This window comes from uncultured Parasphingorhabdus sp., from assembly GCF_963975555.1.
Lineage (GTDB): Bacteria > Pseudomonadota > Alphaproteobacteria > Sphingomonadales > Sphingomonadaceae > Parasphingorhabdus.
On record NZ_CAXBHH010000008.1, the window covers coordinates 102,026 to 113,766 of the forward strand.

The following is an 11,741-nucleotide window of genomic DNA, read 5'->3' on the forward strand; positions in this document are numbered from 1 at the left end:
GTTTCCAAATTTGCGGGTGAGGACAAGCCCCACCCGTTGATCCCCTCCTCTGAAGAGGAGGGGAAAATAATCACAAGCCGTCGACGAACGCCTTATAGGCTTTCTCGTCCATCAGATCGTCAAGCTCGTCCTTGTCCGACAGGGTCAGGCGGAAGAACCAGCCGTCTTCTTCGGCCGATGAATTGACCAGACCGGGCTCGTCTTCCAGCATTTCATTCACTTCGATCACTTCGCCGGAGACCGCCGCATAGACGTCGGACGCGGCCTTGACCGATTCCACCACTGCGGCATCGTCCCCCTGGCCCAGTTCCGTGCCGACATCCGGCACTTCGACAAATACAATGTCGCCCAGCTGTTCCTGTGCATAGTCGGTAATCCCGACGGTCGCGGTGTCGCCTTCGACATCGACCCATTCATGTTCATCGGTATAATATCGGCTCATGCTCGTTTCCTCTTCCTGTCAATCTATTGCTTGGGTTTGCGGTGATAGTGATGCTTTACAAAAGGCATATCCGCTACGGTGCAAGCAATTTTTTTACCGCGCTGTTCGACAGTAATGGCAGTTCCGGTTTCAGACAGGTCCATCGGGACATAAGCCATCGCAATGGGGCGCTGTAACGTCGGCGAAAAACCGCCGCTGGTCACCGTACCGATGGCCACACCGGCATCATCAACAATCGTTGCGCCTTCGCGAACGGGCTGCCGACCGTCGACGAAAAGTCCGACCCGTTTTTTTGCGGCCTTGTCCGGATATTGCGCGAGCACGCGTTCCGCTCCGGCGAAATTACCCTCTTCGCGCCGTAGCTTGGACAACGCAAAACTGAGATTCGCTTCGACCGGCAACAAGTCAGGGCCCATGTCATGGCCATAGAGCGGCAATCCCGCCTCCAGCCGCAAACTGTCGCGCGCGCCCAGACCAATCGGCCGCACTTCTTCCAGCTCCATCAATGCCGAAGCGAGCGTCTCGGCATGTTCGGACGGCACGCTGATTTCAAACCCGTCTTCGCCGGTATAGCCGGAACGACTGATCCCGAGCGGGATACCGCGCCACAGAAACGGACCCGCTTCCATGAAATAGAGATCGGTCGGCTTTGGCCAGTCGGGTTCGAACGGATCGATACCAAGCTTCGCCAGAGCGGTTGCAGCCTTGGGGCCCTGCAGCGCCAGGAGCGCCGCATCTTCGAGATGGTTGAGCGTCACGCTGTCCGGCAGCTGCTCACACATATAGACGATATCATCATGCTTGGTCGCGCCATTGACCACCAGATAGAGATTATGGCCGGTGTTGGTGACCATCAGGTCGTCCAATATCCCGCCATCCTGTGCGAGCAGCAAAGTATAACGGATCTTGCCCGCAGCCAATGCCGACAGATTGCCTGGCGTAATCCGCTCCAGCGCATCAGCGGCGCCCTCGCCGATCAGTTGCAGCTGACCCATGTGAGACACATCGAACAGACCCGCTTCGGTCCGGGTCCAGATATGTTCGGCCATCACGCCTTCATATTGCACCGGCATTTCATAGCCCGCAAACGGCACCATCCGCGCGCCGAGGCCGCGATGCCAGTCGCCCAGTGGCAATTGTTTCAGATTTTCGTTATTTTCACTCATATCTATTCCGCTCAGACAAAAGACAGCTCGCAGCAAAGCCCTGCAAAACTGCCCCCTCTGTCACGGAACCTGAGAGTTTCATGCCGGGACCAGCCCGTCACTTACCCCTTCGGTGGCCCACCATTGCTAAAGCCATGACGGACTCTTTCCAGAGTGCTTGTGAGACGGTTGCGGTCCGTTCGCCTGAGAGTTTCCGGGGCGGTTGCTCCTTCGGCGGCTTCTCGGTCTTGTGGGACAGAAAAACGCTCTCCCGCAACATCTCATGATCCTTGCCCGAGAGCGCCGATCAAAAAGCAGTTTTATGAGTGGAACAGCGCGCGGAAGGAGTCAACGATTCTGTTGTGCGGTGCGGAATAAATCACAACGTCATCCCAGCGTAGGCTGGGATCCAGACAGAATCCGGGAGTTAAACCACAAGCGGATCAGGCCCCAGCCTTCGCTGGGGCGACAGACTGGTCTGGATTTGGTGCTTTGAGTGCCAGCCCTGCCCTCAAACCAGCTCCCAGATCGCGTCATTCTCGTGCACAAATTGCCCGGCAGCACTTTCCGCCATCAGCGCAACAATCGCATCCGCAACGTCGCTGGCGAGGATCGAACGGTAGCGACGGAATTTTCCGTGCAATAAAAGATCCATAATCGGGCTGGCGGCGATGGCGAGGCTTTCACCGATGCGACTTTCATTGGTCCGTTCTCCGCGCAGCAGGCCGGGACGGATGATATTGAGACGGTCGAATTTCTGGGCGCGCATCAAGTCCTCAGCCTCACCCTTGGTCTTCAGATAGAAGCTGGAAGCGCTGCTGTCCGCCATGGTTGACGAGACTGCAATAAACTGTTTCGCGCCCGCCGCCTTGGCCGCCGCTGCCACCGCGCCGACGAGATCGCGGTCCACCGCGGCAAATTCTTCCTTCGACCCCGCCTTCTTCATCGTCGATCCGAGGCAGGATATCACGACATTCGGCTTGATCTTGGCAATCGTGGCTGGCCAGTTTTCCTGCAGCTGGACGTGGACTTTTGCCTTGCCGACGTCCTCGCGATACGGCCGCCGGAGCAGCAGGTGGAGCTTGTTTCCCAGCCCCTGTGCGACCAGCTTGCGGGTCAACAGACCACCGATCAGGCCGGTAGCTCCGACGATCAGGACTTTATCGGCCATGTCTATTATCCCCAAAAGCTTGCTATCGATAAGCCGTCATAGCAGCGAAGGCTGCTATCCAAAACAAAGTTTGCGGGAATCGTTTGATCGGGTTGGGCCCCAGCCTTCACTGGGGTGACGGAATCAGCTTTGAACTGCCCGCTCGCCGAATATCTCCCGGTGCCGGTTGCGTGCATAACGATCCGTCATCCCCGCGAGAAAATCGGCGATATGGCGGATTCGGTCCGGTTCTTCCAGGGGCAAGGCCGAGGCCCAGCTTTCCGGCATCAGATTCGGCTGCTCGCGATAGGCTTTCACCAGATCACCAACCATCATCTTGCCTTCTTCCGCCGCGCCCGTCTGCTTGGGGTGATGGTAAAGATTCTTGTACATGAACTTTTTGAGCACCCGCTCCTTCTCGGCCATAGCGCTGGAAAATCCCCCGATCATCTGGCCTGCCTGGCGCACGTCATCGGGAGTTTTCACACCCAGCTCGTCAATACGCGCCTGTGTGGTTTCCAATACGTCATTAGCCATCAATCCGATCTGGTCCCGGATCAGTTCCGGTAATAACCGGTCCTGCGGCACGTCGGAAAAGCGGTCGCAAATCATCTGCCACCGCTCGGCAATGAACGGCAGTTCGAGCAATTGATCGAGCGTCAGCAGGCCCGCCCGCATTCCGTCATCAATATCATGATTGTCATAGGCGATATCATCGGCAATCGCCGCGATCTGCGCCTCCAGCGATGGCCAGCTATGCAGGTCGAGGTCCATCGCGTCATTGACTTCAGCCAGCGCCCATGTCGGTTTGCCCACTGGTCCGTTATGCTTGGCGAGACCTTCCAGCATTTCCCATGTCAGGTTAAGCCCGTTCCACCGCGGATAAGGCGTTTCGAGCCTGGTCAGCGTCCGGATCGTCTGCGCGTTATGATCGAACCCGCCATATTCGGCCAGAGCTTCCTGCAGCGCATCTTCCCCGGCGTGACCGAAAGGTGGATGCCCGATATCATGGGCGAGACAGAGCGCTTCGGTCAGGTCCTCGTTCAGGCCGAGTGCCCGCGCCATCGTCCGGCCGATCTGCGCGACTTCCAGACTATGGGTTAGCCGGACCCTGTAATGGTCGCCATCGGGCGCAACAAAAACCTGGGTCTTGTGGCGCAAGCGGCGGAAGGAGATGCTGTGGATGATCCGGTCGCGGTCGCGCTGGAAATCATCGCGCGGTCCGCGGGTGACATCGCGCTTTTCATCGTGCAACCGGCCCCGGCTATTGGCCGGGTCACTGGCATAAATTTTCAACTGGCTCATTTGGTCAGCTCGTTGACCTCGACACCATCGGCACTGGCCCAGGCAAAACCGTCGCCGCCGTCTTTGCGCAAATCCGCTTCGAAGGCCTTTGCCGCCTTGAAATCGTCAAACGGTCCGACCACCAGCCGTCGGGTCTGGCCCCAGGGCGAGGTCCAGGCCTTCTGGCTCTTGAACAGTTCCGGCTGCTTCTTGGTCATACGGCGATAGTCAAATTTCAGCGCATCGAGATTGGAACCCGTGGCAATCTGCACCCAGTAGCGTTTCGGATGCGCTGCTTCCTTCGGCTTGACCGGAGCTTTCTCGACCGGTTTGGCGACAATCTTGGGCTGTGGCTTGGCGGGTTCGATCTCGTCGAGATCAACCGGCACCACACCGGCCTTTTTTTCCTGCTCCGGAATAGCAATGCCATTGATGATGTCGGAAAGCGGCCTCCTCGCCGGTTCGGCAGCGGCCAATTCCACGGGTGCAGACGGCGTTTGGGCGAGATCGAAATTGATCAGATTCTCCGGCGTTGACACGCCCGTTTCGTTCCGGGACGGGCCGGCCGCAACCGGCTGGACCGGTGACCGGGAAACCGGAGCACGACCGGCAATCTCGACCTTGCGTTCGACAGTCTGCGACACCAGCGCTGGGGACTGACTAACGCCAAGAGTGGTTTGAAAACCGGGGGCAGGTGTTTTCACCGCCGCTTGGCTTTCGGCAATATTTACCGGTTCTGGAGGGCTTTTCGCGGGTATCGACTCACTCTTCACAGGCGTCGGTGCCGCGCTTGAAAATGTGGCCGCCCGACCGGAGGCGGTCCCTGCCGGGGCTGGTAAATCTGTGCGGGACAAGACAACCACTTCGTTCTTTTTCGAGCGTTTACTTGCCTTCTTGTCGGTTATTTTCCGGTCTGTCGTCCCGGGACGACGGCGCGGTGACTTGTCAGGCATGGCAAGCACACGGGGACGATCCACATCTGCGCCAAGTGCCGGTCCGACTGGGATCAGTCCGGCATCCGCGCCGTCACCGCCCTTGGCTGCCAAATTGGACGCCATTTGAACCGCGGCCACATCAACCCCGATATTTTCACTGGCTGGGAAATGGCCGAAATGGACGGCTGCGGCCTTCTGCGCCGCTGTCAGCTTGGGCATCCGGTCAAAAAACGGCTTGATGGCTTTCGCCATCCGCTTTTCCATGGTTTGCTCGATTATATTTTCCGCGTCTTTTTTCTTGCCGTTCATGGCATAGATAAACGCCCGGTTGCGCCATGCTTCACGGTCGCTTTTCTGAAGCAGAGGGCTGAGCTGCGCGTCCGCCCCTTCAACATCACCGCTGATCCCCAGCGATACGGCATAGCGCTCGGTCAGCTCTTCGGTGGCTCCATAGCGCATCGCCAGTTCATAGTCTTTCTGGGCATCGCGGTTCCGGCCAACAAGATCATAGGCGAGGCCACGATCGGCAGCGATTTCGCGCGCCGGAATACCATTGTCCACTGCCTGGTTGAAATAACGGATCGCACCCAGTGGATTTTCCTCGGCCAGCAACGCTCTGCCGAGACCGGCCTTAACCCTGCCGCTTGAGGAATAGATCTGATCCGCTTTGGCGAGGAAACCGATCGCCGCGCGCATGTCGCCCAGCTTGAGCGCCGCCAGCCCGGCGTCTGCCAGAGCAGAGGAATCGTTGGAATCACTCGCGATACGGCGCAACGCGTCCTGAAGGTCATCGGAATCGGCCTGGTTGCTATATTGCGCGACCGCCGGCAGCAGTGGAACGCTCGTTGCGACCAGCGCAGCCGACATCGCCAGCAAGATTTTAAATTTATGTTTCACAGGACGCATAAAGGAACGATTGTGCATGAAATCAATCGCTCCCGAAGCCTAGCAAGACCAATGGTGGCACGCGAAAGACAAACTCCCTCATGCCACCCCATCAGCATATAAATCGGCGTCAACCGAACGCGAATTTATTGGTTATTCTGCCGGTTCAAAAACCGCGGAATGTCGAGTGGATCGGAAGCTTTATCATCGTCGCCACCGTCGTCTTCATCCGCCTTTGATCCACCTCTTGTCAGATTGGACATCCGTTCGAACAACGTACCGCCACCCGAAGCAACCCGTGGTGCCGGCGGCGGTGGAGGGGTGGACGAACTGACTTCTTCATCATCGTAGACCTGGATGGCGTCATCACCGAGCACCAGTTCATCCTCGTCATCCGGTACCTGCTTTGCGGCAGCCATACCTGGTGTGAGCGAAGCAAAAGATGGCGTTGCGCCCGTGTCTTCTGCAAATTCTTCCTCGTCATCATCGCCATATGTCGCGACAGGGCGATGGGATGTTGCTGGCTCGACTTCCTGTTCAATTTCCGGCTCGGCATCTGAGTCGGGCACCGGCATGGAGGCGATTTCGGCTTCCTGAGCGGCCTCTTCTGCGTCATCGGCGCTAGCAATCGACGAAGCGAAGCTGGGCGACACTGGAATATCTTCCGATTTGGGCGCTGGATTGCCCATAGCGAAGGACGCAACCGGCGCGGAGGAAGACCTGCTGCCCTCACTATCGATTCCGGTGGCGACAACCGAAACACGGATACGTCCGTCCAGATTCGGGTTAAATGCACTGCCCCAGATGATATTCGCATCCGGGTCGACCAGTTCGCGAATATGATTGGCTGCCTCGTCGACTTCCATCAGACGCATATCTTCGCCACCAGTGATCGAAACAATAACGCCCTTGGCACCCTGCATCGAGACGCCGTCAAGCAGAGGGTTGGCGATGGCTTTTTCGGCTGCTTCGAGCGCACGTCCGTCGCCTTCGGCTTCGCCAGTCCCCATCATCGCCTTGCCCATTTCGTGCATCACGCTGCGCACGTCGGCAAAGTCGAGGTTGATCAGGCCAGGCATGACCATCAAATCGGTGATACCGCGAACACCCTGTTGCAGGACTTCGTCAGCAAGCAGAAACGCTTCCTTGAAGGTCGTGTTCGGGTTTGCGACCAGAAACAGGTTCTGGTTCGGAATGACGATCAATGTATCGACGTTCTTCTGCAATTCCTCGATGCCGGCTTCAGCCGACTTCATCCGGCGTGTGCCTTCAAACGTAAACGGCTTGGTCACCACGCCGACGGTCAATATGCCGCGGTCGCGTGCCGCTTTGGCAATCACCGGAGCAGCACCGGTACCGGTACCGCCGCCCATGCCAGCTGCGATGAAGCACATATGCGTGCCTTCCAGCGCCTGTTCGACCAGATCGATGGTTTCTTCGGCAGCTGCACGGCCAACCTCGGGGCGCGATCCCGCACCCAGGCCCTGTGTGATATCAGGGCCAAGCTGGATACGCCGTTCGGCAGTCGAACTGTTTAGCGATTGCGCGTCGGTGTTGGTGACGATGAAATCGACACCCTCGACCTGCGCCGCAATCATGTTGGCAATGGCGTTGCCCCCGGCTCCGCCGACTCCGATAACCGCAATTTTCGGTTTCAGTTCTTCGACTTCCGGTGGGCCAATATTGATACTCATCTTATTGTCTCCCGCGACATATTGTCATGCTGTCACATTTCGTTAACGCTTTGCACAAATTTTCTGTGAGAATCACCCGAAAACTTAATTTATTTTGTCGGTTTACTAAAAATTTCCACGGATCGCCGACATCAAACGCCCGATCACCGCCGATCCGCCATATTTGTAAACTTTTTGATGGCTTCCCGACATGGAGCGCAGATCAACCGGGTCCTGCGATGCATAGAGCGCCAGCCCCGCGAGTCCGGCGAAAGCAGGCCCGCTATGTGCTTCGGGAAGAGCGCTCAATCCGGTCGGTCGGCCGATGCGCACAGTGCGACCCAAAGCGGACTGGGCATAATCGGCGATGCCCTTGAGTTCAGCCCCGCCACCCGTCAGCACAACCTGCCGGCCAACCGGACCGGTAAAGCCGAGTTCCTTCAGCGACCGCCCGATTTCTCCGATCAGATGATCCAGCCGCTGCCGGATGACCGAAATCAGCTGCGCGCGGGTGATCCGTCCGTCCTCGTCGCTATGTTCAGCGCCTTTCTCCAGATCAAGATTGATAACATCGTGATTGTCCCGAGGACTGGTGGTTGCCGAACCATAGAAACATTTGATCCGCTCGGCCTGCGCACGCCGCAAACCAAAGGAGGAAGCAATATCGTCGGTGATATCGGCGGCGCCATAGGGTAGCGTCATCAAACCGACCAGCATCCCGCCAGCGAACAGCGAGACATTGGTCACCTCCGCGCCCAGTTCGACCAGCGCAACGCCAAGCTCGCGCTCTTCCTTCGAAAGACAGGCGGTTCCGGCGGCGATCGGCGAAGCGACGATCGATTTCACGTTCAGATGCGCGCCGCGGACGCTCATATCGATATTGCGGACCGGTGAACCTTCCGCGAGAATGACATGGATATCCACGCCAAGACGATCGGCGTGCAGGCCTTTCGGTTTCTTGACACCGTTCAGGCCATCGAGCGTGTAGAGAGCCGGCTGAGCGTGCAGCACCATCTTGCCCTTGGGATCGATGCTGGCGCGCCCGGCGTCGAGCAGCAGATCGATATCTTCCTGCTCGATCCGGTGACCGCCCAGTTCGGTTTCGACCGAGGTCAGCATGCTCTGCAGGCCGCCGGCGGAGAAGCTGACCCAGACGTCGTCAATATTGGTCCCGGCGATACGCTCTGCCTGTTCGACGGCGTCCCGGACATCCAGTTCGGTCGTCTCGGTATCGGCGATATAGCCACGCTTCACGCCCTTGCTGGCGCGCTGGCCAGTGCCAAGAACCGTCAGTTCGCCATTGTCCATCCGCCCGGCAATCATCGCGGATATCTTGGACGAACCGATATCCAGTGCTGTGAAGATTTTCTCTACCCGTGCTGCCATTTGTCTAATCCTTCACCCCGATTAATATCGTCACCACGCCATCAATAATGCAACCGATCAACTGTCCGGATCAGCCGCAGCCAATTTCGGCGGCATCCGCAAATAGGCGCGTTCGGCATCGCGCAAGTCAAAATGTACGACCCCGCGCCCAAGCAACCGATTGACGCCGTCCATCCGCGCAAAATTCAACAACGCGGCCGAGGCAGTTTCTTCGCCTTCCGGCAGAGCCAGCGTCTCGCCGCTGTCAAATTCCAGATCCCAGCGCCGATTCCCGATCCAGGTCGCGCCCGTCACCATCGGGCGCAGCGCAGGCGCTACATCGAGCAGCGAGTCCAGCTGGGTAAATTTCAGATTGGCTTTCTTGCCGACAATCACCGGCAGGTTGGGGATTTCTTCCTTGCTGATCTCTGCCAGCGGATAGCCGGTATTGTCGATCAGCGAGAGCTGGCCCTGATTTTGCCAGACCGCAACCGGTTCGCGTTCGACTATATCCACAACCAAAGTATCGGGCAGTCGGCGGGAAATCCGGGCGTCCTTGATCCAGCCATTGGATAACAGGTCTTCGCGCACCGCGTCGATATCGACCAGCATCATCGACCGGTCTTTCTGCGCCAGGGTGATTTCATAGACTTTCAGTTCGTCGATCCGGTTGACGCCGCTGACTTCGACCCGCTTCACTTCAAAGCCGGCGTTGCCGACCGCAGCGGCGACCTCGGTCTTGATCCGTTCGTTGATGCCGGAATAATGGGCAACGCTATAGGCGCCGAGAATGAACACCGCCACCAGCCCCCAGGTCAGACCCTTTTGTACCTGTTCTTCGGTCACCGGCATCGCACGCAAAATCTTGTCGAAGATCGAGACCTGCCGGACCTTGCGTTTCGCCTGTTTGCGCGGCTTGCCCTTGACCTGCCGATTGGTGCGTTTCCGGGTTGCTGTCATAACGCTTCTCTCACAATCAATTCGACCAGTTGCTCATAGCTGATCCCCATCTGCTTTGCCTGCTCGGGGACGAGGCTGAGCGGGGTCATGCCGGGCTGGGTGTTGGTTTCCAGCACGAACAGGCCGGCCGCGCCCTGCTCGTCATCCCAGCGAAAATCGGTGCGCGAGGTTCCCTTGCAGCCCAGGACCTGATGGGCGCGCAGGGCATAGTCGAGGCACAATTTCTCGATATCTGCCGGAATTTCGGCGGGACAGACGTGCTGGGTCAGCCCCTCTGTATATTTCGCGGCATAATCGTAGAAGCCCTGCGCGGTTTTCAACTCGGTCACGCAAAGCGCCTTGCCACCAACCACCGCCGTGGTCAGTTCGCGGCCCTTGATGAAAGGCTCGGCCAGCAGCTCGTCAAATTCCTGCCACGGACCGGAGACATCGCGGCCGATCGGATTGCCGTAATTGCTGTCATCGGTGACGATCGCTACGCCGACGGAGGAGCCTTCGTTGACCGGTTTCAGAACATAGGGGCGAGGCAGCGGGTCGGCTTCGTAAAGGCTGGCACTGGAAACGACGGTACCGGCGGGCATCGGGATGCCGGCGGGGACCAGCTGCTGCTTGGTCAATTCCTTGTCGATCGCGATGACCGAGGTCGCTAGCCCGCTATGGGTATAGGGAATCTGCATCAGATCGAGCATCCCCTGAACGCTGCCGTCTTCCCCCGGCACGCCGTGCAAAGCGTTGAACACAACATCGGGCCGGATGGCAGCCAACACCTGCGCAACATTGCGGTCCATATCGACGCGGGTTACCTGATGGCCGTTTTTCTCCAGCGCGTCCGCGACACCATTACCGCTGCTCAGCGACACCTCGCGTTCGGCGGACCAGCCACCCATCAGAACGGCTACGTGGAGGTTCTTTTTGTCATTGCCGCTCATGCTTCATCCCCCACGCGCTGGATTTCCCATTGTAATTCTACGCCCGAATGGGCTTTGACACGCTTGCGGACTTCATCGCCGAGCGCTTCGATATCGGCAGAAGTTGCGCCGCCGAGGTTTATCAAAAAGTTGCAGTGTTTTTCCGAAACCTGCGCCTGCCCGATTTGCAAGCCACGGCAACCGGCTTCATCGACCAGCTGCCAGGCCTTGTGCCCCTCGGGATTTTTAAACGTCGAGCCGCCGGTCTTTGAGCGCAGCGGCTGCGAGGCTTCGCGCTCTTCGGCTATACGCTTCATTTCAGCGCCGATAATTTCGGGGTCACCGCTTTCACCCTGGAAGGTCGCGCTCACAACGATCGCTCCCTCCGGCAAAGCGGAATGGCGATAGGTATAGCCCATATCGGCCAGAGGGAGCGTGACCAGATCGCCGTTGCGCAGGATCACATCCGCGCTCACCAATATGTCACAGACTTCGCGGCCATAAGCGCCGGCGTTCATCCGCACCGCGCCGCCAATTGTGCCCGGTATCCCGCGCAGAAATTCCATCCCGGCGATGCCAGTGTCACGGGCCTTGCTCGCTGCCGAAATGCCGGGCGCGCCTGCGCCGCAGCGCAAGGTCATCCCGTCCGCTTCGATGCCAGCGAAAGCCTTGCCCAGCCGGATCACGACGCCGTCAATGCCGCCGTCGCGGATGATCAGGTTGGATCCCAGCCCGAGCGGCCAGACCGTTATCGCCGGATCAAGGTCGCGGAGGAACTGTTGCAGATCGTCAATATCTTTCGGCTCGAACAGCCATTCTGCCGCGCCACCGCTCTTGAACCAGACAAGCGGGGCCAGAGCAGCGCCTTCGGTCAGCTTGCCGCGGGTAACGGGCATGGTAGCAACGGCACTCATAAGAGCAGCTTCCGGTACGAAAAACCGTTCGCACTGAGCTTGTCGAAGTGCACTTCTCGTCTTGAGGTGTCCTTCGACAG

10 protein-coding genes and 1 riboswitch are annotated in these 11,741 nt (G+C 58.5%); all 10 genes read right to left on the reverse strand.

What is annotated here, in order from left to right; translation table 11 throughout:
- Positions 1-70 precede the first annotated feature (70 nt).
- Entirely contained in the window at positions 71-442 is a 372-nt protein-coding gene (gene gcvH / locus AAC060_RS14270) for a glycine cleavage system protein GcvH (protein WP_339694272.1), read from the reverse strand.
- A 23-nt stretch (positions 443-465) separates the two neighbouring features.
- A complete protein-coding gene (gene gcvT / locus AAC060_RS14275) occupies positions 466-1,608 on the reverse strand; it encodes a glycine cleavage system aminomethyltransferase GcvT (RefSeq protein ID WP_339827357.1) in 1,143 nt (380 codons plus the stop codon).
- A 161-nt stretch (positions 1,609-1,769) separates the two neighbouring features.
- Positions 1,770-1,871: riboswitch (glycine riboswitch) on the reverse strand.
- Between the two features lie 227 nt (positions 1,872-2,098).
- Entirely contained in the window at positions 2,099-2,758 is a 660-nt protein-coding gene (locus AAC060_RS14280; protein ID WP_339827359.1) for an NAD(P)H-binding protein, read from the reverse strand.
- Positions 2,759-2,881: 123 nt separating this feature from the next.
- Positions 2,882-4,042, reverse strand: coding sequence for a deoxyguanosinetriphosphate triphosphohydrolase (locus tag AAC060_RS14285; RefSeq protein ID WP_339827361.1), 1,161 nt, complete (start codon positions 4,040-4,042; stop codon positions 2,882-2,884).
- Positions 4,039-5,853, reverse strand: a complete 1,815-nt coding sequence (locus AAC060_RS14290; RefSeq protein WP_339827363.1) for an SPOR domain-containing protein — start codon at positions 5,851-5,853, stop codon at positions 4,039-4,041. Before AAC060_RS14290 ends, AAC060_RS14285 begins: the two co-directional genes overlap by 4 nt.
- Before the next feature lie 134 nt (positions 5,854-5,987).
- A complete protein-coding gene (gene ftsZ, locus AAC060_RS14295) occupies positions 5,988-7,535 on the reverse strand; it encodes a cell division protein FtsZ (RefSeq protein ID WP_339827365.1) in 1,548 nt (515 codons plus the stop codon).
- A gap of 105 nt (positions 7,536-7,640) precedes the next feature.
- The gene (ftsA, locus tag AAC060_RS14300; protein WP_339827367.1) at positions 7,641-8,900 is read right to left on the reverse strand and encodes a cell division protein FtsA; all 1,260 of its coding nucleotides are present in this window, start codon (positions 8,898-8,900) and stop codon (positions 7,641-7,643) included.
- Positions 8,901-8,957: 57 nt separating this feature from the next.
- Positions 8,958-9,839: an FtsQ-type POTRA domain-containing protein gene (locus AAC060_RS14305; protein ID WP_339827370.1), complete on the reverse strand. Its 882-nt coding sequence runs from the start codon at positions 9,837-9,839 to the stop codon at positions 8,958-8,960.
- On the reverse strand, positions 9,836-10,768 hold the full coding sequence (locus AAC060_RS14310) for a D-alanine--D-alanine ligase (protein WP_339827373.1): 933 nt from the start codon (positions 10,766-10,768) through the stop codon (positions 9,836-9,838). The genes AAC060_RS14305 and AAC060_RS14310 overlap by 4 nt, the downstream gene beginning before the upstream one ends.
- A complete protein-coding gene (gene murB / locus AAC060_RS14315; protein ID WP_339827375.1) occupies positions 10,765-11,661 on the reverse strand; it encodes a UDP-N-acetylmuramate dehydrogenase in 897 nt (298 codons plus the stop codon). Before murB ends, AAC060_RS14310 begins: the two co-directional genes overlap by 4 nt.
- Between the last annotated feature and the right edge of the window lie 80 nt (positions 11,662-11,741).